Below are 21,124 nucleotides of genomic sequence, written 5' to 3' on the forward strand. Positions count from 1 at the left end.
CATGAATATGAGCACAGAGCGGACTCGCGCCGACCAGGGCTGGTTATCGCGCGAACTTCTTCAAGCGCATCTGTTGCACGCTTCGCTGTTTAGCCTGATGGCCGGGTTTTCTTGCGGCGCCCTGGCCCTGGACGTCGATGCCGGCGATTACACCGCACTGCCCAAAGGCACCAACCTGGGCCTGCTTTACTACCAACATACCGAACGCAATGCGCTCTATGCCGATGGCCACAAGGTGCCGATCCATGCCGGGCTGGATTCGGATGTCGGTATCGCGCGTGGCGTGCATTTCATGCAGTTGGGCGATTACATCGTTGATCCACAGTTTCTCCTGCCATTCGGCAATGTGCGAGCCAGGGACGACGTGAAGGACCTGGGCAGCGACAGCGGCACCGGCGATCTGATCCTTGCCGCTACCGTCTGGTTGGTGAATGAACCTGAAAAACGCCGCTACTTCGGCATCACCCCTTTTCTCTTCGTGCCCACAGGCAGCTACGACAAACACAATGCGATCAACCTGGGCGAGAACCGCTGGAAGTTCACCTTGCAGAGCGGCTACATCACCCCGTTGACCGACAAGGTGACCCTCGATCTGGTCGGCGATGTAACGTTCTTCGGCCACAACAATGACTACGGCAGCGCAGGCGTTACCCAGAAGCAGGATCCGCTCTACCAGGGCCAGGCTTTTCTGCGCTACAACTTTACCGAGCGCTTCGATATACGTGCCGGAGTATCGAAACTCTGGGGTGGCCAAAGCCAAATCGCCGGGCTGGATATGGACGACAAGCCCGGCACCAGCAAATACACAGTGGGCACTTCCTACTTCGTCACCCCGAGTACCCAGCTGATGGCCAACTACGGCCAGGACATGTCCGTGGACAATGGTTTCAAAGAGGAACGACGAATCAATCTACGCATCCTGCAACTGTTCTAGCGCTCACGCAGAGAACACGCAGAACGATCGACCTACAACAAGCACAATAGGACTCTTGCGTAATGATCAAGACGCAGTCAGCACCTCTGAAAATCGCCAGCCTGGCCTTGCTTCTGCTGGCCCCGATGGTCGGCGCCACCCCCGTGGATCAAGCCGCCATCGTCGCCAGCGAGAACGACGGCAGCCAGTGGCTCAGCCACGGTCGTACCTATTCCGAACAGCGCTTCAGCCCGCTCAAGCAAATCACCGAACAAAATGCCGATCAACTCGGCCTGGCCTGGCATCTCGACCTCGATAATCACCGGGGCCTGGAAGCAACGCCGCTATTCTCGGACGGCGTGCTTTACGCCTCTCTGTCCTGGAGCCGTGCCATCGCCATCGACGTCAAGACCGGCAAGCAACTGTGGGCCTTCGACCCGCAGATTGATCGCGGCAAAGCCCGCGATGCCTGTTGCGATGCAGTCAACCGCGGTGTCGCACTGTGGAACGGCAAAGTCTACATCGGCACCCTCGACGGCCGTCTTGTCGCCCTTGATGCCAAGACCGGTCAACAGGTGTGGAGCCAGCAGACGACCGACAACAGCCTGCCCTACACCATTACCGGTGCGCCGCGGGTGGTCAAAGGCAAGGTGATCATTGGCAACGGTGGTGCCGAATATGGCGTGCGTGGCTACTTTTCTGCCTACGACGCCGAAAGCGGAAAAATGGAATGGCGCTTCTACACCGTGCCGGGCGATCCAAACAAACCTTACGAGCACCCGGAGCTGGCCGAGGCAGCCAAGACCTGGACCGGTGACCAGTACTGGAAGCTCGGCGGTGGCGGCACGGTGTGGGACAGCATGGCCTACGATCCGGAGCTCGACCTGCTCTATATCGGCACCGGCAACGGCAGCCCCTGGAACCGCAATATTCGCAGCCCGCGCGGCGGTGACAACCTCTACTTGTCATCGATCCTCGCCATCCAGCCCGACAGCGGCCGACTGGCCTGGCATTATCAGGTGACCCCGGGGGACTCATGGGATTTCACCGCCACCCAGCAGTTGACCCTGGCGGAACTGAACATTGGTGGCAAGCCACGCAAGGTCATCATGCAGGCGCCGAAGAACGGTTTCTTCTATGTTCTGGACCGTGAGACCGGCAAGCTGCTCTCCGCCGAAAAATTCGGCAAGGTGACCTGGGCCGAAAAAATCGACATGGCGACCGGCAAGCCGGTAGAGGCTCCTGAAGCGCGTTACACCGATAAACCTGTCGTCATGTGGCCGAGCCCCTTCGGTGCACATGGATGGCACTCAATGTCGTTCAACCCACAGACCGGCCTGGTGTACATCCCCTACCAGGAGATCCCGGGCGTCTACCGAAACGAAGGCAAAGACTTCGTAAGGCGCAAGGCATTCAACACCGGTGCAGGATTCTCCGACGCCACTGAGATCCCGCGCGAGGTCGTTTCCGGTGCGCTTCTGGCCTGGGACCCGGTGAAGCAAAAAGAAGCCTGGCGTGTGCCCTATTCACACTACTGGAACGGCGGCACCCTGAGCACCGCGGGCAATCTGGTGTTCCAGGGAACGGCTGACGGCAACTTCATTGCTTACTCCGCCGACAAAGGCAAGAAACTGTGGTCCTTCGCGGCCCAGACCGGCATCGTCGCGGCCCCCATCAGTTATCGTTTCGAAGGTGAGCAGTACGTTGCCGTGATGGCTGGTTGGGGCGGAGTCGCGCCCCTGATCGGCGGTGACGCTGCCAATGCGCCAGGAGTGGGCAACCTCAGTCGCCTGCTGGTATTCAAACTCGGCGGCAAGGATTCTCTACCGCCATTACCCGAGAAAGCGCAGGTCGTCAGCCGCATACCGAAACAGGTCGACGTATCCGCCACAGACCTCGCCGCAGGCCAACAGATGTTCGGCACCTACTGCTCTGTCTGCCACGGCGTCGGCGCAGTCAGCGGCGGATTGATTCCCGACTTGCGCAAGTCAGACGAGGCGCGGCGTAGCCTGTTCCAGCAAATCGTCCTTGACGGCGTACTGAAGCCTTTGGGCATGCCTTCTTTCAAAGACGCGCTGGAGCCCGCCGATGTCGAGAAAATCAAGCAATACGTGATGAGCCGGGAATACGCGGACTACATCAAGGTACAACAGTCAGCCAAGGCTGCGCCGTGATTGCACCGCAGTAACGCAACGACGGCGAGCCGGCGTGACCGCACTCGCCGCTATGTCGAGCAAGGATGCGCAACAGCTTTTTCAAGACGAACCATCCAACAACAATGAGGAACTCGAACATGTGGATCAAACCTGCCTACACCGACCTGCGTATCGGCTTTGAAGTCACCATGTACTTCGCCAGCCGCTGACCCGTGAGTGGGGTGCCGTGCGCTGCCCCACTCCACAGACATGGCACCCCATCAATTTGGCCCCGGTGCGCCGGGGCACTTTTTTGCGCAATCGCACCCTGACGCGATTGTCTGTCGGAACACATCATGTATATCCAGATTCTAGGTTCCGCCGCCGGCGGCGGCTTCCCCCAGTGGAACTGCAACTGCGTGAACTGCGCAGGCTTTCGCGACGGCAGCCTGCGGGCCAAGGCGCGGACGCAGTCGTCCATCGCGATTTCCGATGACGGCGTGAACTGGGTACTGTGCAACACCTCCCCGGACATCCGCGCCCAACTCCAGGGTTTCGCCCCGATGCAGCCCGGCCGCGCCCTGCGCGATACCGGGATCGGCGCGATCATCCTGATGGACAGCCAGATCGACCACACCACCGGCCTGCTCATGCTGCGTGAAGGGTGCCCGCATCAGGTCTGGTGCACCGACATGGTCCACGAAGACCTGAGCAGCGGTTTTCCGCTGTTCACCATGCTGACCCACTGGAACGGCGGGCTGAACTGGAACCGCATCGAGCTCGATCAAAGCTTCACCATCCCCGCCTGCCCGAACCTGCGCTTCACCCCGCTGCCTTTGCGCAGTGCCGCACCGCCCTACTCGCCGCACCGCTTCGACCCGCATCCGGGCGACAACATCGGCCTGATCGTCGAGGACCGGGGCACGGGCGGCAAACTGTTCTACGCACCGGGTCTGGGCAAGGTGGATGCCGCGCTGCTGGAGATCATGGCCGGCAGCGATTGCCTGCTGGTCGACGGCACGCTGTGGGATGACGATGAAATGCAGCGTCGTGGCGTAGGCACCCGCACCGGTCGGGAGATGGGCCATCTGGCGCAAAACGGCCCCGGCGGCATGCTCGACGTGCTGGAGCAACTGCCCACGCAGCGCAAGGTGCTTATCCACATCAACAACACCAACCCGATTCTCGATGAAGATTCGCCGGAACGGGCGGAGCTGGATCGGCGCGAGGTTGAAGTGGCGTATGACGGCATGAGTATTGTGCTGTAGCAGATGGCCCTATCGCGAGCAAGCTCGCTCCCACAGTTGACCACATTCCCCTGTGGGAGCGAGCTTGCTCGCGATGAGGCCGGCACAGGCACTAGACCTCTACGGTTGTTTCCCGGAGAACCGCAATGACCGACACCCCGATGTCCCCCGCCGAATTCGAAGCGGCCCTGCGCGCCAAGGGCGCCTACTACCACATCCATCACCCCTACCACGTGGCGATGTACGAAGGCCGGGCGACCCGCGAGCAGATCCAGGGCTGGGTCGCCAACCGTTTCTACTATCAGGTGAACATTCCCCTGAAGGACGCGGCCATTCTGGCGAATTGCCCTGACCGCGAGATCCGCCGCGAGTGGATTCAGCGCCTGCTCGACCACGACGGCGCGCCCGGTGAAGACGGCGGCATCGAAGCCTGGCTGCGACTGGGCCAGGCCGTCGGCCTCGACCCGGACCAGTTGCGTTCCCAGGAACTGGTGCTGCCCGGCGTGCGCTTCGCCGTGGACGCCTACGTCAACTTCGCCCGCCGCGCCTGCTGGCAGGAGGCCGCCAGCAGTTCGCTGACCGAACTGTTCGCCCCGCAAATCCACCAATCGCGCCTGGACAGTTGGCCGCAGCATTACCCATGGATCGACCCGGCCGGCTACGCGTATTTCCGCACACGCCTGGGTCAGGCACGGCGTGATGTCGAGCACGGTCTGGCGATCACGTTGCAGCACTACACCACCCGTGAAGGCCAGGAGCGCATGCTGGAAATTCTCCAGTTCAAACTGGACATTCTTTGGAGCATGCTCGATGCCATGAGCATGGCCTACGAACTGAAACGCCCGCCGTATCACAGCGTGACCGGAGAACGGGTCTGGCACAAAGGAATCACCTTATGAGCTTCGATCGCAGCAAGACCCCGACCTGGCGCCCCGGCTACCGCTTCCAGTACGAACCGGCGCAGAAAGGCCACGTGCTGCTGTACCCGGAAGGCATGATCAAACTCAACGAAAGTGCCGCACTGATCGGTGGCTTGATTGACGGTGAACGGGATGTCGCGGCGATCATCGCCGAACTCGAGCAACAGTTCCCCGGCGTACCCGAGCTCGGTGACGACATCGAGCAATTCATGGAGGTGGCCCGTGCGCAGCACTGGATCGAACTTGCCTGAATCATCAGTGCAAGTACCGCCCAAACCCGAGGTCGGCCTGCCGCTGTGGCTGCTCGCCGAGCTGACCTATCGCTGCCCGCTGCAATGCCCGTACTGCTCCAATCCGCTGGATTTCGCCGAACAGGGCAAAGAGCTGAGCACCGAACAGTGGATCAAGGTGTTCCGTGAAGCGCGGCAAATGGGCGCGGCGCAACTGGGCTTTTCCGGGGGTGAACCGCTGGTGCGCCAGGACCTCGCCGAGCTGATTTCCGAAGCCCGCACACTGGGTTTCTACACCAACCTGATCACCTCCGGCATCGGCCTCACCGAGCAGAAAATCAGCGACTTCAAGCAGGCCGGCCTCGATCACATCCAGATCAGTTTCCAGGCCAGCGACGAGCAGGTGAACAACCTGCTGGCCGGCTCGAAAAAGGCCTTTGCGCAGAAACTGGAAATGGCCCGGGCGGTGAAGGCCCATGGTTATCCGATGGTGCTGAACTTCGTCACCCATCGGCACAACATCGACCAGATCGACCGCATCATCGAGCTGTGCATCGCCCTGGAAGCGGACTTTGTCGAACTCGCCACGTGCCAGTTCTACGGCTGGGCGCAGCTCAATCGCGTCGGGCTGTTGCCGACCCAGGAGCAACTGCTGCGCGCCGAACGCATCACCAATGAATACCGCGCCAAACTGCAAGCCCAAGGGCATCCGTGCAAGCTGATTTTCGTCACCCCGGACTATTACGAAGAACGCCCGAAAGCCTGCATGAACGGCTGGGGCAGTATTTTTCTGACGGTCACACCGGACGGAACCGCCCTGCCCTGTCACGGCGCCCGACAGCTGCCGGTGCAGTTTCCCAACGTGCGCGACCACAGCCTGCAGCACATCTGGTACGACTCGTTCGGCTTCAATCGCTTTCGCGGTTACGACTGGATGCCCGAGCCGTGCCGCTCCTGTGACGAAAAAGAAAAAGACTTCGGCGGCTGCCGCTGCCAGGCGTTCATGCTCACCGGTGACGCCAGCAACGCCGACCCGGTGTGCAGCAAATCGCCACAACACGGCGTGATCCTCAAGGCTCGCGAAGAAGCCGAACACGCGACCCAGACCATCGACCAACTGGCCTTTCGCAATGAACGAAACTCACGCCTCATCGCCAAAAGCTGAACCGTTCAGCGCTGCCAAAGCCGTGGCCAACCAGCACCTCGCTTTACTTCTGGCTGCACAACTCCCCCCTCCCTCAGGGTGACGGTAGATAGCTCATCACACGTGACTCGCCCATCAGCAACGGACGATTCAGTTCCGCGCAGGCGCGCAGGTACTCGGCCACCAGGGTAATCCGTTTCAGCTTGCGCAGATCTTCGCTGTAGTACATCCAGAATTGCCGAGTGATCTCCACTTCACCGGGCAGCACTTCGCACAGGCGGGGATCGGGGCCGGCGAGGAAGCAAGGCAGGATCGCCAGCGCCCGTCCTTCCAGGGCTGCGTGGTAATGGGCCACCACGCTGGTGCTGCGCAGGCGGCTGTTGGCTCCAGGCATCAGGTCGTTCAGGTAGAGCAGTTTGAAGCTGAAGGCCAGGTCCTCGACGTAGGTCACGAACGGGTGGCCGTCCAGGTCCTCGCGGCAACCGATCGGCGGATGGTTCGCCAGGTACTCCGGCGTCGCATAAAGGCGCAGGCGGTAGTCACACAATCGCGAGCACACGTAGGGACCGCGCTCGGGCCGCTCCAGGGTGATGGCGATATCCGCCTCGCGCCGTGACAGGTTGATGAAATGCGGGACCGGCAAAATGTCCGCCGAGATGTTCGGGTAGTGCTCAAGGAAGTGGCTCATCTGCGCCGTGATGAAACAGGTTCCGAAGGCTTCGGTACAGCCGATGCGCAGATGCCCGGCAAGCCCCCCGGTGGTGCCGAAAACCTGCTCGCAGGCTACCAGCAGCGTACTTTCCAGGGATTCGGCGTGGCCGACCAGACGCTGCCCCTCCACGGTCAGGACAAAACCGGACGTTCGCGACTTCTCGAACAGCAGGGCCCCCAGGCACTGCTCCAGGGCGCGGATACGCCGCGACACCGTGGTGTAGTCCACTCCCAGGCGGCGGGCGGCACCGCTGGCGGTGCGGGCACGGGCCACTTCGAGGAAGAAACGCAAGTCGTCCCAGTTCAGTGGTGGCTGCGTTGTGCATTTTTGCATATCCATCGGGCTTTTCCGCCAATACATATGGGAAATATGCACTTATATACTCGCATCTCACCCAACTTGGCCAGCGTCATTTTCAGGCCAGGAAAGCCCCCCACCCGAATAATAAATATCGAGGGCTGACAGCATGAGCGCACGGATAAAAACCGGCTTGAACGCCGCACACAAGCAGCTGCGCAACAGCGCAATCGCGGCCACGGTTCTCGTCTGCCGTTGGCCCGATCCGTGGCACCCCGCCGCCCTCCCGCACCGCCCTCTCGCCACTGGAAGGTCATCCGGGCGGCAATAACTCCAGCACATCAGCATTCAGGTGGCGTCCCGCATCGGGTCGCTGCCCGGGTACCCGTACGCCCCTCAAAAGGCCGAACAACAAAAACAACTAGAAAAACGGAGCCTCACCATGACGACTGACCATCCGAACCACGTCCAGACCTGCGCACGGGTCAGGGCCAACCCCAAGTTCCAACGCCTGGCGCGTCAGCGTGCACTGCTGGCCTGGACACTGAGCGGCGCGGTCCTGGCGATCTATTACAGCTTCATCATGGTGGTGGCGTTCGCTCCCGCCTGGCTGCACCTGCCGCTGTACGACGGCAGCCACCTCAGCCTCGGCATGCCAATTGGCGTGACGATCATCCTGTTGTCCTGGCTACTCACCGCCTGGTACGTGCACAGCGCCAACACCCGCTTCGACGTGCTCAGCTCGCAGATCCTCCAGGAGTCCCGCGCATGAAACGCCTGCTCGCCCTTCTCGCCCTCAGCCCTGTGCTGGCCCATGCCGACCCCATCATTGCGCAGAAGCAACCGCTCAATCTGCACGCCATCGGCATGTTTTTCGTCTTCGTCCTCGCCACCCTGCTGATCACCTGGTGGGCGGCACGACGCACCCGCTCCGCCGCCGATTTCTACAGCGCCGGCGGCGGTATCACCGGCTTTCAGAATGGCCTGGCCATCGCCGGTGACTACATGTCGGCGGCCACTCTGCTGGGCCTGTCGAGCCTGGTCTTCGCCAAGGGCTACGACGGCTTCGTCTACATCATCGGCTTCTTCGTCGGCTGGCCGATCGTCACCTTCCTGATGGCCGAGCGCTTGCGCAACCTGGGGCGCTACACCTTCGCCGACATCGTCTCCTACCGACTCGATCAGACCCGCGTGCGCAGCTTCGCCGCCCTCGGATCGCTGACCGTGGTGTGCTGTTATCTGGTGGTGCAGATGGTCGGTGCCGGCCAACTGATCAAACTGCTGTTCGGTCTCGACTACCGCACGGCGGTGGTGGTGGTCGGACTGTTGATGCTGGTCTATGTGATCTTCGGCGGCATGCTCGCCACCACATGGGTCCAGATCACCAAGGCGGTCCTGCTGCTGGCGGGCGGCACCACCCTGGTGCTGATGGCCCTGAGTCGCTTCGACTTCAGCTTCGAGACCCTGGCCGCCCAGGCGGTGGCAGTGCATGCCAGCGGCGTGCAGATCATGGGCCCGGGCACCTTGCTGGCCGACCCGATCAACGCAGTGTCCTTATCCCTCGGCCTGGTCTTCGGCATTGCCGGCCTGCCGCACATCCTGATGCGCTTCTTCACTGTGCCCAATGCCAAGGAGGCGCGTAAATCGGTGCTGTTCGCCACGGTGTTCATCGGCTTCTTCTTCCTGGTGGTCTGCGTCCTGGGCTATACCGCCATCGTCATCGTCGGTACGGATCCGCAGTACTACGTCGACGGCAAGCTCGGCGGGGCCATGATCGGAGGCGGCAACATGGTGGCCATGCACCTGGCGAAGGCGGTGGGTGGCAACCTGTTTCTCGGCTTCCTCTCTGCCGTGGCGTTCGCCACCATTCTCGCGGTGGTGGCGGGCCTGGCCCTGGCCGGTGCCTCGGCCATCTCCCATGACCTTTACGCCTCGGTGTTGAAGAAAGGCTGCGCCGACGAGAAACAGGAAATGCGCGTGTCGCGCATCGCCACCGTCTGCCTGGGCATCGTTGCGATCGCCCTCGGCATTCTGTTCGAGGGCCAGAACATCGCCTTCCTGGTCGGCCTGACGTTCGGCATCGCCGCCTCGGCGAATTTCCCGGTACTGATCATGGCCATGTACTGGGGCGGCCTGACCACACGGGGCGCCCTCTACGGTGGCCTGACCGGCCTGCTCAGCGCACTGGCCCTGGTGATCGGCTCGCCGTCGGTGTGGGTCGGCGTACTGGGGCATGCCCAGGCGCTCTTCCCTTACGACCAGCCGGCGCTGTTCTCCATGCCACTGGCCTTCCTGGTCATAGTGGTCGCTTCCAGGCTTGACCGCAGCGAACGCGCCGACCGCGAACGCGCTGCCTATGCCGACCAGTTCGTGCGTGCCCAGACCGGCCTTGGAGCCGCCATGGCCAGCAGTCACTGACGCTGAGTTTTCCGGGGCTGACGCCCCGAGCGCGAGTCCGCTCCTTTGCTTCGCGCTTTTTTACGCCCGTCCTGCGCCGCTCGGCGCAGGACACCCCGAAAGCGCCCTTCCCTCGCCAACCCGAAACGGCGCGGTAGCGGCTTGTCGACAACAAAAACAACAAAAGGCCTCCAATGAAACCCACCACCCTCACCCTGATCCTGGCCGGCAGCGGCCTCGCCGCACAGGCTCACGCGGACTTCCTGGCAGACAGCACGGCCAGACTGGAAACGCGCAACTTCTACTTCAACCGCGACTTCCGCCAGGCCAATGCCGCGCAGTCCAAGCAAGAAGAATGGGGCCAGGGTTTCCTGCTGCGCTACGAATCCGGCTATACCGACGGCATGATCGGCGTCGGTATCGATGCCCTCGGCCAGCTCGGCGTCAAACTCGATTCCAGCCCCGATCGTGCCGGCTCCGGCCTGCTCAAGCGCGACAGCCAGCCGCCCAGGCGCGCCAAGGACGAGTATGGCGAACTGGGCCTGACGGCCAAGCTCAAGGCGTCCAACAGCGTGCTCAAGCTCGGCACCCTGACCCCGAAGTTGCCGGTGCTGCTGGCCAATGACTCGCGCCTGTTGCCGCAAACATTCCGCGGTGGCCAGTTGAACGTTCAGGAGATTAAAGGCCTGAGTGTCGATGCGGGGCGCCTGGATCGGGTCAACCAGCGCGACTCCTCGGACTACGAGAAAATGACCATCACCACCACCGGCGCCAAGGGCATTGTCAGTGGCCAGGCCCGCAGCGACGCCTTCAATTTCGCCGGCCTGGCCTACCAGTGGAACGACCGGCTGAACACGGGCTACAACTACGGCGGCCTGGACGATTTCTACCACCAACACCAGTTCAATCTGGTGCACGTGCTGCCGCTGGGCGCAGGCCAGACGCTCAAGAGCGACCTGCGCTACGCCCGCTCCACCGACGATGGCAACAGCAACATCGACAACAATGCCTTCGGCGCCATGTTCACCTATGCCCTCGGTGGCCATGCCTTCGGTCTCGGTTACCAACGCATGAGCGGCGACACCGGCTTTGCCTACGTCAATGGTAGCGACGCCTACCTGGTCAACTTCGTGCAGATCAACGATTTCGCCAACAAGGACGAGCGTTCCTGGCAGGCGCGCTACGACTACAACTTCGCGGCCCTCGGCATTCCCGGCCTGACCTTCATGACCCGCTACTTGTCAGGCGACAGCATCGACCTGGGCGTCGGCAAGCCCGACGGTCGCGAATGGGAGCGCGACACCGACATCGGCTACGTGGTTCAGAGCGGCCCGCTGAAAAACCTCGGTCTCAAGTGGCGCAACGCTTCGGTGCGCACCGCCCACTTCGGTAACGATCTCGACGAGAACCGCCTGATCCTCAGCTATACCCTGGCGCTCTGGTAAGCCCCGCACAAGGCGGGTGCCGCTCACATCGCCTGTCGGTGCGAGCAGCACCCGCCTTGTGCATTTCTGGCGCATCCGGGATGCCGCAGCCTGTGTTTTTTTGCACAACGCACCGGACTTTTTGAGCATTCTTATTTGATTTATGCCTGCCTATACTCGATTCAACCGCTTGGTCATGAACCAGGTCAGTCCCAATAAAAATAAACAGGGCACCCATCGTGAAGCCATCCTTGCTTGCCGTCGTCTCCTCACTTTCAGGTACCCGCGCGCGCCTCGGGAGACTCCAATGAACAACAACTGCCAACCCTTCCTGGCCGCTCGTGACTTCCTGCTGGCCCACCGTACCGACTACGCCACCGCCGTGCGTGACTTCCGCTGGCCGCAGCTGACCGAATTCAACTGGGCGCTGGATTACTTTGACGCCATGGCCGAGGGCAACCAGGCCAATGCCCTGTGGATCGTCGAAGAGGACGGCAGCGAACAACGCTACAGCTTCCAGCAACTGGCCAAGCGCTCCAACCAGGTGGCCAATCACCTGCGTGCCCTCGGCGTGCGCCGCGGCGAACGCATCCTGCTGATGCTCGGCAACGACGTCGCCCTGTGGGAAACCATGCTGGCCGCCTTCAAACTCGGTGCCGTGGTCATTCCCGCCACCGCCCTGCTGACCCCCGATGACCTGAGCGACCGCATCGAGCGCGGCCATGTTCGCCATCTGGTGGTCGGTAGCGCCCATGTCGACAAGTTCGTCGGGCTGGGTGAAGACTGCAGCCGCATCTGCGTCGGTCCGTCCCCCGCCGGCTGGACCCCGCACAGCGCCGCCAGCGAGCATTCCGAGCAGTTCGAAACTGAGGGTCGCACGCTGGCCACCGACCCGATGCTGCTGTACTTCACCTCCGGCACCACCTCCAAGCCGAAGATGGTGTTGCACAGTCACCAGAGTTACCCGGTCGGCCACCTCTCGACCATGTACTGGATCGGCCTGCAGCCGGGCGACCTGCACCTGAACATTTCGTCCCCGGGCTGGGCCAAGCACGCCTGGAGCTGCCTCTTTGCACCGTGGAATGCCGGTGCCTGCATCTTTATCCACAACACCGCACGCTTCAGCGCGCCAGCCCTGCTCGGCGTGCTCGAGCGCTATGGCGTCACCAGCCTGTGCGCGCCGCCTACCGTGTGGCGCATGCTGATCCAGGAAGACCTGGCCAGCTACAAGTCTCGCCTGCGCCTGCGCGAACTGGTGGGCGCCGGTGAGCCGCTCAACCCGGAGATCATCGAGCAGATCCTGCATGCCTGGGGCCTGTTGCTGCGCGACGGCTTCGGCCAGTCGGAGACCACCGCACTGGTCGGCAACACGCCTGGCCAGCGGCTCAAGCCGGGCTCCATGGGCCGTCCGTTGCCGGGCTACCGGGTGACCATGCTCGACCCTGATGGCGTGCCGGGCAACGAAGGCGAAGTGGCCCTGCCGCTGGACGTACGCCCGCTTGGCCTGATGCTGTGCTACGAGGACAGCCCGGAAAAGACTGCCGAAGTGATGCGCGACGGCTACTACCGCACTGGCGACACCGCACAGATCGACGATGAGGGCTACATCACCTTCGTCGGCCGAGCCGATGACGTGTTCAAGGCCTCCGACTACCGCATCAGCCCCTTCGAGCTGGAAAGCGCGCTGATCGAGCACCCGGCGGTGATGGAAGTGGCCGTGGTGCCAAGCCCCGACCCGGTGCGCCTGGCAGTGCCCAAGGCCTACCTGATCCTGGCCCATGACGCACAGGGCAGTCACGAACTGGCCGGCAGCATCCTCGCGTTCGCCCGCGAGCACCTGGCGCCCTACAAGCGGGTACGGCGCATCGAATTTGTCAGCGAACTGCCCAAGACCATCTCCGGAAAGATCCGCCGGGTGGAACTGCGGCAAATGGAAGTGCAGCGTCGCCAGGGCGACGCACGTGGCCCGCAGGAATACTTCGAAGAAGACTTCCCGCAACTCAAAGGCTGACCCCTGGGGCCGGCATGCCGGCCCCTCCCCCGAATCCAGACCCGACCGCTCGGCCAACCACGCCGAGGGGACTCATTCGACCCAACGAAAGCAGGCAGGACCCGTAAATGACCTCTTCCATCGTTCCCAGCGTCAAGCTTCTCATCAACGGCGAGTTCGTCGAATCGCGCAGCACCCAGTGGCGCGACGTGGTCAACCCGGCCACCCAGGAAGTCCTGGCCCGTGTCCCCTTCGCCACCGCCGAGGAAATGAACGCCGCCGTCGCCAGCGCCAAGCAAGCCTTCAAGACCTGGCGCAAGACCCCGATCGGTGCCCGTGCCCGTGTCTTCCTCAAGTACCAGCAGCTGATCCGCGAGAACATCAAGGAATTGGCCGCCCTGCTCACCGCCGAACAGGGCAAGACCCTGCCGGATGCCGAAGGTGACGTGTTCCGCGGCCTGGAAGTGGTCGAGCACGCCGCCAGCATCGGCAACCTGCAGATGGGCGAGTTGGCCAACAACGTGGCCAATGGCGTCGACACCTACACCCTGCTGCAGCCGCTGGGCGTGTGCGCCGGCATCACCCCGTTCAACTTCCCGGCGATGATCCCGCTGTGGATGTTCCCGATGGCCATTGCCACCGGCAATACTTTCGTCCTCAAGCCGTCCGAGCAGGACCCGCTGGTGACCATGCGCCTGGTGGAACTGGCGCTGGAGGCCGGTGTGCCCAAGGGTGTGCTCAACGTCATCCACGGTGGCGTCGACGCGGTGAACCTGATCTGCGACCACCCGGACATCAAGGCCGTGTCCTTCGTCGGCTCGACCAAGGTCGGCACCCACGTCTACAACCGTGCCACCCAGAACGGCAAGCGCGCGCAGTGCATGATGGGCGCGAAAAACCATGCCATCGTCCTGCCTGACGCCAACCGGCAGCAGACCCTGAACAACCTGCTGGGTGCCTCCTTCGGCGCTGCCGGCCAGCGCTGCATGGCTCTGCCGGTGGTGATCCTGGTGGGTGAAGCGCAGACCTGGCTGCCGGACCTGATCGAACGGACCAAAACCCTCAAGATCAATGGCGGCACCGAGCCAGGCACCGACATCGGCCCGGTGATTTCCTGCGCTGCCCTGGAGCGCGTCAACGGCCTGATCGCCAGCGGCATCGAAGAAGGCGCGAAGCTTGAACTGGATGGGCGCAACCCGAGTGTGCCGGGCTATCAGGACGGCAACTTCGTCGGCCCGACCATTTTCTCCGGCGTCACCGCGCAAATGTCGGTGTACCGCGAAGAGATCTTCGGCCCGGTGCTGTGCGTCATGCACGCCGCCAACCTGGACGAGGCAATCGAGATCATCAACGCCAACCCGAACGGCAACGGCACTGCACTGTTCACCCGTTCCGGCGCTGCCGCGCGGCACTTCCAGGAAGAGATCGACGTCGGCCAGGTCGGCATCAACGTGCCAATCCCGGTTCCGGTCCCGCTGTTCTCCTTCTCAGGTTCGCGCGCCTCCAAGCTGGGCGACCTGGGCCCCTACGGCAAGCAAGTGGTGACTTTCTACACCCAGACCAAGACGATCACCCAGCGCTGGTTCGACGAAGATGACACCGGCGGCGCGGTGAACACCACCATCACCCTGAAATGACCTTTGCCGGCCGGCGCCTTGCGTCGGCCGACGACAAGCGCGCGCAGGGTTTCCTGCGCCACTGCCCCCTATCGTAAAAGGTAGCCAACATGCATATCGGATTTCTCGGCCTCGGCAACATGGGCGGCCCAATGGCCCGCAACCTGCTCAAGGCCGGCCACAGCCTGACCGTCTTCGATCCCTTCCCGCAGGCGGTCGCCGCCCTGGTGGAGGCCGGCGCCAGCGTCGCCGACTCGCCCGCCGCCGTGGCCAAGGCCAGGGTTGAGGTGATCATCACCATGCTGCCGACCGCCGAGCACGTGAAGCAGGTCTATCGCGGCAAGGATGGCCTGCTGGCCAATATCGGCCCGGGCGTGCTGTTGATCGACAGTTCGACCATCGACCCGCTGAGCACCCGCGAGGTGGCCAAATACGCCCTTGCCCAAGGCAATCCGATGCTCGACGCGCCGGTGTCCGGCGGCACTGGAGGTGCAGCGGCAGGCACCCTGACCTTTATGGTCGGTGGCCCGGACAGCGTGTTCGACCAGGCCTTGCCGATCCTCTCGGCGATGGGCAAGAACATCGTGCACTGCGGCGCAGCAGGCAACGGCCAGGTGGCCAAGATCGCCAACAACATGCTGCTCGGCATCTCCATGGTCGGCGTCGCCGAAGCCATGGCCCTGGGGGTGGCCCTCGGGATCGACGCCAAGGTGCTGGCCGGGATCATCAATACCTCCACCGGCCGCTGCTGGAGCTCGGAGGTCAACAATCCGTTCCCGGGCGTACTGGAAAACGCGCCGGCCTCACGGGGCTACAGCGGCGGCTTTGGCAGCGACCTGATGCTCAAGGACCTGGGCCTGGCCACCGAAGCGGCCCGGCACGCGCGTCAGCCGGTTGCGCTCGGTGCCGTAGCCCAGCAGCTGTACCAGACCTTCAGCCTGCAAGGTAACGGCGGCCTGGACTTCTCCGCCATCATCAACCTGTTCCGCGGAGAGGCCTGAGCATGAGCGAGCAGCAAGCCCCGGTGCTGGCCAGCGTACGCAACCGTGTCGGCCACCTGACACTGAATCGGCCAAGCGCGTTGAACACCCTGGACCTGCCCATGGTGCGCCTGCTCTGCCGGCACCTGTGGGCTTGGGAGCAGGACCCGGAGATCGTCGCCGTGACCCTTCGCGGCGCCGGTGAAAAGGCCTTCTGCGCCGGCGGCGACATTCGAATGCTGTACGACAGCTACAAGGCCGGCGACAACCAGCACGAACTGTTCCTCGAGGAAGAGTACGCCCTGGACGAGTACCTGCATGGCTACACCAAGCCAGTGCTGGCGCTGCTGGATGGTTTCGTCCTGGGCGGCGGCATGGGCCTGGCCCAGGCCGCCTCGCTACGCTTGATCACCGAGCGCACGCGGATGGGCATGCCGGAAGTCGGCATCGGCTTTTTCCCCGATGTCGGCGGCAGCTATTTCCTGCCGCGCCTGCCAGGTGAACTGGGAACCTATCTGGGTATCACCGGCTGCCAGGTGCGTGCCGCCGATGCCCTCTATGCGAACCTTGCCGACTACTACCTGCCCAGCGAACGGCTGGCCGAGCTGGATGCCTGCCTCGACCACCTGAACTGGACCGCTGCGCCCGTCGAAGACTTGCAGGACCTGCTCGCCGACATGGCCACCGAGCGACTTGCCGGTTCCGAGCTCAAGGCCTGTCGCCAGGCGATTGACGAGTATTTCGCCTTGCCCGATGTCCCGGCCATTCACGCCGCGCTGCAGCGCGAACAACGCCCCGAGCTGCAAGACTGGGCCGAGCAGACGGTGAAGCTGCTAGACAGCCGCTCGCCATTGGCGATGGCCACGACGCTCGAGTTGTTGCGCCGTGGCCGTTACCTGAGCCTGGCCGAGTGCTTCGCCCTTGAATTGCACCTGGACTACCAGTGGTTCGACAAGGGCGACCTGATGGAGGGGGTGCGCGCCCTGATCATCGACAAGGACAAGTGCCCACGCTGGAACCCGCCAACCCTGACAGAACTGGCACCTGCCCGGGTGCAAGCCTTCTTCAACGACTTTGAACGCGCCTCCGGCAAGCCCGTTCGCACCGCCTGATTGGCAGGAGACTTTGCAATGCACGATATCGAACTGACCGAAGAACAACGCATGATCCGCGACATGGCGCGCGACTTCGCCCGCAGCGAAGTCGCGCCGCATGCCCAGGCCTGGGAGAAGGCCGGCTGGATCGATGACGCCGTGGTGGCACAGATGGGCGAGCTGGGTCTGCTGGGCATGGTCGTACCGGACACCTGGGGCGGCAGCTACACCGACTATGTGGCCTACGCCCTGGCCGTAGAGGAAATCTCGGCTGGTGACGGTGCCCTCGGCGCGCTGATGAGCATCCACAACTCGGTGGGCTGCGGCCCGCTGCTGAAATATGGCACCCCCGCGCAGCAGGACAGCTGGCTGCCGCTGCTGGTCAGTGGTCAGGCGATCGGCTGCTTCTGCCTGACCGAGCCACAGGCCGGCTCCGAGGCGCACAACCTGCGCACCCGTGCCGAACTGCGCGACGGTCAGTGGATTCTCAACGGTGCCAAGCAGTTCGTCAGCAACGGGGAGCGGGCCAAGCTGGCCATTGTCTTCGCCGTCACTGATGCGGAACTGGGTAAGAAAGGGCTGTCGGCCTTCCTGGTCCCCACCGACAACCCCGGATTCGTGGTCGACCGACGCGAACACAAGATGGGGATCAAGGCCTCCGATACCTGTGCGGTGACCCTGAACAACTGCACCATTCCCGAAGCCAACCTGCTGGGTGAACGCGGCAAGGGCCTGGCCATTGCCCTGTCGAACCTGGAAGGCGGTCGCATCGGCATCGCCGCCCAGGCCCTGGGCATCGCCCGCGCCGCCTTCGAGGCTGCCCTGGGCTATGCCCGCGAACGCGTCCAGTTCGGCAAGCCGATCATCGAACACCAAAGCGTGTCCAACCTGCTCGCCGACATGCACACCCGACTCAACGCCAGCCGCCTGATGGTCCTGCATGCCGCGCGCCTGAAAAGCGCCGGGCAACCGTGCCTGTCCGAAGCCTCCCAGGCCAAGCTGTTCGCCTCGGAAATGGCCGAACGCGTGTGCTCCAGCGCCATGCAGATCCATGGCGGCTACGGTTACCTGGAAGACTACCCGGTGGAGCGCTACTACCGAGACGCACGCATCACCCAGATCTACGAAGGCACCAGCGAAGTCCAGCGCCTGCTGATCGCCCGCGAACTGAGCCACTACGCACTCTGACCCCCTCCCGCCGGACACGAGCGCCGCGTCCGGCTTTCACCTGCCTTCCCTCTCGCGGAGTTGCCCATGCCCGGCTTGCGCAATATTTCCATCAGCAGCCGTCTGTGGCTGATTTTGCTGACATCCATCCTGATGCTGCTGATTCTCGCCGGCCTGATGCTCAAGCAGAGCCATGACGACCTTTATACGGCCAAGGCGCTGAAAACCCGCCACGTGGTCGAGACTGCCAGCGGCATCCTGCGCCACTTCCAGAGCCTGGAAGGCCAGGGCCTCAGTCGTGAGCAGGCGCAGCTGCAGGCCATCGCGGTCATGCGCGACTTGCGCTACGACGGCGAGGACTACTTCTGGCTCGAAGACCTCGACACGCGAATGGTCATGCACCCCAATGCCAAGCTCGAGGGCAAGCGCATGGCCGGCACTCTTGATCCGGACGGCAAGGCGCTGTTCGACGAAATGGTCGCCACCGCCAGGCGCGAGGGTGCCGGCCTGGTGCACTACCGCTGGCCCAAGCCAGGTTCCGACGCACCGGTGGAGAAGGTTTCCTACGTCGAACTGTTCAAGCCCTGGGGCTGGATTGTCGGCTCGGGCATCTACATCGACGACGTGCAGGTCGAGTTCCGCCGCCAACTGCTCCAGGCTTTCTTCATATTGCTGACGATCACCCTGCTGCTCAGTGCCCTGATCCTGCTGATTGCCCGCAGCATCGCCTCGCCCCTGGCGCGGGTGGTCGATGCCATGGAGAACATCGCCAGCGGCGAAGCCGATTTGACCCGCCATCTGGATAACCGCTGGCGCGATGAACTGACAGACTTGAGCCGCCATTTCAACGTGTTCACCAACAAGCTCCGTGGCGTTATCGGACAGTCCATCCAGTCCGCCGACAGCCTGGACCAGGCTTCGAAGTCGCTCAGCGAAATCGCCGCCGATAGCCAGAACCACAGCCAGCAGCAATCACAGCAGATGGAGCTGGTAGCCGCCGCCATCCACGAAGTCTCCTACGCCGTGCAGGATGTGGCCAGGAACGCCGAGCACGCTGCCAACGAAGTTCGCCAGGCCGAAGAGCAGGCACGTCGGGGCCAGAACAACATCGACACCAGCCTGCGCCAGATCGATCAGTTGTCCGATACCATCGGCCAGGCCGTCGAGGTGATCCAGAGCCTGGCCCGGGAAAGTACCCAGATCGGCAGCGTGCTGGAAGTGATCCGCGCCATCGCCGAGCAGACCAACCTGCTCGCCCTGAACGCCGCCATTGAGGCGGCGCGCGCTGGCGAACAGGGTCGCGGCTTCGCTGTGGTGGCCGACGAAGTGCGCCTGCTGGCCCAGCGCACCCAGCAGTCCACCGCGCAAATCCAGGACATGATCGAGCGCCTGCACGACAACTCGGAAGCCGCGGTGAATGTCATCAATGCCAGCAGCCAGGCCGCTCGACAAACCGTGGAACAGGCCCACCAAACGGCTGAAAGCCTGCACCAGGTACTCGGCGCGCTGCGCAATGTCACTGAACTGAACGCCTCGATCGCCAGCGCCACCCTGGAGCAGTCACACGTGGTCGAAGACATCAACCAGAATGTGTCCCGCGCAGCCTCTCTGGCCCACGAAAATGCCCAGGCAGCAGACCGGTCCAGCGAGGCGAGCCAGGAACTGGGCCAACTGGCGGGTCGGCTCAATCGGCTATTGGGCCAGTTTCGCGTATGAGGTGGATGAGCAATATGCAGCCCTCCAAAACCCTTTTTGCCGTGCCTGTCGACGAAGCGCGCAACACGCGTTACCTGGAAATGCGGCACAAGGCTGTCGAGCTGTTCGCCCGGCATGGTTTCAGCCGAGTCAGCATGCGCGACCTGGCCACTTGCCTGGGGATCACGGCCGGCTCCCTCTACAACCACATCGATAGCAAGGAGGCACTGCTGTGTGAATTGATCGAGGAGCTCTACGAAGCGTTGCTGGACGGCGCCAGCCTGGTGACCCGTCGCAAATCCGCCCCCGCTGTACGGTTGCAGGGACTGCTTGAGGCGCACCTGCGGCTGCACGAGCGCATGGCCGCGCATTTCCGCCTGGCGGAGTACGACCTCCATTGTTTGAGCGACGAACAGCAAGACTCGATTCTGGCCCTGCGCCGACGCTACGAGCAGCACCTGGTGGAGACCATAGTGCAACTCACCGGTAAACCGGCCGGCGCCACCCGGCGCGCAACCGTAAGCGGCATCGTTTCCCTGCTCAATCAACTACCGGCCTGGGTTGGGCAGCCCAAGGCCGGCATTGGAGCACGCCGCAAGCTGCTGCATGAGATGGTGATGAGTACGCTGCAGGGCGCATTGCGGGCAACCGAGGCCGCAGACCTGGCGGCAGTCGTTCACCCATCGCCCTCCTCCTTAGCACTTAAATAAGTACCTGATTCCGATACCCTCATTCGGCAGTTGAATCGAGGATGCTTGCCCATCAAATGCCCACGGGCTTCGGGGCCTCGCTCGGTTGCAGTCATCACTTTTTCTCCAGACAAAAAAATCCCGCAGCAGGCGGGACTCATGGCTAAGCTGCACGCTCTACGCATGGAGGCTGTCCGGGTACGAAGGAAGCTGGTGGATGCAAAGATCGGCCAGCCTTGCTCGCGTTACGTGGAAAGCCACCTCGACGATCAGATGCAGATGAACAAACTATGCGGGGTTGTCCCAGTGCCACGCTCACCGCTGGACTGGCTGAAAAGCTTGCAGTGTTGAACCGGTTTACTGAAGCCAGAAAAAAGGGACTGCACGGAATCCCGGAGGAAAACAGATAATGTAGGAGCTGCCGAAGGCTGCGATCTTTTGATTTTGATTTTGCGATCTGGAGATTGCTGAAGA

19 protein-coding genes are annotated in these 21,124 nt (G+C 62.9%); 17 read left to right on the forward strand and 2 right to left on the reverse strand.

The features are described 5' to 3' along the window. Window position 1: 1 nt before the first annotated feature. The 7 genes from AC3WJW_RS26825 (at window position 2) to pqqE (ending at window position 6,610) form a co-directional block, all read left to right on the forward strand. On the forward strand, window positions 2-934 hold the full coding sequence (locus AC3WJW_RS26825) for a transporter (protein WP_493728082.1): 933 nt from the start codon (window positions 2-4) through the stop codon (window positions 932-934). 65 nt (window positions 935-999) lie between these two features. Continuing rightward, a complete protein-coding gene (locus tag AC3WJW_RS26830; RefSeq protein WP_493728094.1) occupies window positions 1,000-3,087 on the forward strand; it encodes a PQQ-dependent dehydrogenase, methanol/ethanol family in 2,088 nt (695 codons plus the stop codon). A gap of 119 nt (window positions 3,088-3,206) precedes the next feature. After that, window positions 3,207-3,278, forward strand: a complete 72-nt coding sequence (gene pqqA, locus AC3WJW_RS26835; RefSeq protein WP_097084786.1) for a pyrroloquinoline quinone precursor peptide PqqA — start codon at window positions 3,207-3,209, stop codon at window positions 3,276-3,278. A 126-nt stretch (window positions 3,279-3,404) separates the two neighbouring features. Beyond that, the gene (gene pqqB, locus AC3WJW_RS26840) at window positions 3,405-4,316 is read left to right on the forward strand and encodes a pyrroloquinoline quinone biosynthesis protein PqqB (protein ID WP_493728083.1); all 912 of its coding nucleotides are present in this window, start codon (window positions 3,405-3,407) and stop codon (window positions 4,314-4,316) included. 125 nt (window positions 4,317-4,441) lie between these two features. Continuing rightward, window positions 4,442-5,194 (forward strand): pyrroloquinoline-quinone synthase PqqC, encoded by a 753-nt coding sequence (gene pqqC / locus AC3WJW_RS26845; protein ID WP_493728084.1) that lies wholly within the window; start codon window positions 4,442-4,444, stop codon window positions 5,192-5,194. Beyond that, window positions 5,191-5,466: a pyrroloquinoline quinone biosynthesis peptide chaperone PqqD gene (pqqD, locus tag AC3WJW_RS26850; protein ID WP_007980311.1), complete on the forward strand. Its 276-nt coding sequence runs from the start codon at window positions 5,191-5,193 to the stop codon at window positions 5,464-5,466. The genes pqqC and pqqD overlap by 4 nt, the downstream gene beginning before the upstream one ends. After that, the gene (gene pqqE, locus AC3WJW_RS26855) at window positions 5,438-6,610 is read left to right on the forward strand and encodes a pyrroloquinoline quinone biosynthesis protein PqqE (RefSeq protein ID WP_493728085.1); all 1,173 of its coding nucleotides are present in this window, start codon (window positions 5,438-5,440) and stop codon (window positions 6,608-6,610) included. The genes pqqD and pqqE overlap by 29 nt, the downstream gene beginning before the upstream one ends. Before the next feature lie 73 nt (window positions 6,611-6,683). Here the strand turns inward: pqqE and AC3WJW_RS26860 are convergent, their stop codons facing one another. Then, window positions 6,684-7,634, reverse strand: coding sequence for a LysR family transcriptional regulator (locus AC3WJW_RS26860; RefSeq protein ID WP_205886327.1), 951 nt, complete (start codon window positions 7,632-7,634; stop codon window positions 6,684-6,686). A 406-nt stretch (window positions 7,635-8,040) separates the two neighbouring features. On the opposite strand from AC3WJW_RS26860, the gene AC3WJW_RS26865 reads away from it, so the two are divergent. The 10 genes from AC3WJW_RS26865 (at window position 8,041) to AC3WJW_RS26910 (ending at window position 20,671) form a co-directional block, all read left to right on the forward strand. Beyond that, window positions 8,041-8,370, forward strand: coding sequence for a DUF485 domain-containing protein (locus AC3WJW_RS26865; RefSeq protein ID WP_008050941.1), 330 nt, complete (start codon window positions 8,041-8,043; stop codon window positions 8,368-8,370). Then, on the forward strand, window positions 8,367-10,016 hold the full coding sequence (locus AC3WJW_RS26870; RefSeq protein ID WP_104448513.1) for a cation acetate symporter: 1,650 nt from the start codon (window positions 8,367-8,369) through the stop codon (window positions 10,014-10,016). Before AC3WJW_RS26865 ends, AC3WJW_RS26870 begins: the two co-directional genes overlap by 4 nt. A 173-nt stretch (window positions 10,017-10,189) precedes the next feature. Continuing rightward, window positions 10,190-11,440, forward strand: coding sequence for an OprD family porin (locus AC3WJW_RS26875; protein WP_493728086.1), 1,251 nt, complete (start codon window positions 10,190-10,192; stop codon window positions 11,438-11,440). A gap of 286 nt (window positions 11,441-11,726) precedes the next feature. Beyond that, window positions 11,727-13,430 (forward strand): AMP-binding protein, encoded by a 1,704-nt coding sequence (locus AC3WJW_RS26880; protein ID WP_493728087.1) that lies wholly within the window; start codon window positions 11,727-11,729, stop codon window positions 13,428-13,430. 107 nt (window positions 13,431-13,537) lie between these two features. Beyond that, on the forward strand, window positions 13,538-15,046 hold the full coding sequence (locus tag AC3WJW_RS26885; RefSeq protein WP_429393146.1) for a CoA-acylating methylmalonate-semialdehyde dehydrogenase: 1,509 nt from the start codon (window positions 13,538-13,540) through the stop codon (window positions 15,044-15,046). Between the two features lie 89 nt (window positions 15,047-15,135). After that, window positions 15,136-16,026 carry a 3-hydroxyisobutyrate dehydrogenase gene (mmsB, locus tag AC3WJW_RS26890; RefSeq protein ID WP_493728088.1) on the forward strand — a complete coding sequence of 297 codons (891 nt, stop codon included), beginning with the start codon at window positions 15,136-15,138 and terminating at the stop codon, window positions 16,024-16,026. 2 nt (window positions 16,027-16,028) lie between these two features. Next, window positions 16,029-17,117: an enoyl-CoA hydratase/isomerase family protein gene (locus AC3WJW_RS26895; protein WP_493728089.1), complete on the forward strand. Its 1,089-nt coding sequence runs from the start codon at window positions 16,029-16,031 to the stop codon at window positions 17,115-17,117. A gap of 18 nt (window positions 17,118-17,135) precedes the next feature. Then, window positions 17,136-18,287 carry an acyl-CoA dehydrogenase family protein gene (locus AC3WJW_RS26900; RefSeq protein WP_493728090.1) on the forward strand — a complete coding sequence of 384 codons (1,152 nt, stop codon included), beginning with the start codon at window positions 17,136-17,138 and terminating at the stop codon, window positions 18,285-18,287. A gap of 66 nt (window positions 18,288-18,353) precedes the next feature. After that, entirely contained in the window at window positions 18,354-19,982 is a 1,629-nt protein-coding gene (locus tag AC3WJW_RS26905; protein WP_493728091.1) for a methyl-accepting chemotaxis protein, read from the forward strand. 5 nt (window positions 19,983-19,987) lie between these two features. Next, complete coding sequence (locus AC3WJW_RS26910; protein ID WP_493728092.1) at window positions 19,988-20,671, forward strand: TetR/AcrR family transcriptional regulator; 684 nt, start codon at window positions 19,988-19,990, stop codon at window positions 20,669-20,671. Between the two features lie 248 nt (window positions 20,672-20,919). Here the strand turns inward: AC3WJW_RS26910 and AC3WJW_RS26915 are convergent. Further along, the coding region (locus tag AC3WJW_RS26915; RefSeq protein WP_493728093.1) for a hypothetical protein at window positions 20,920-21,124 on the reverse strand (205 nt) is incomplete at its 5' end.

This window comes from Pseudomonas sp. GW821-FHT07G06 (genome assembly GCF_058986625.1).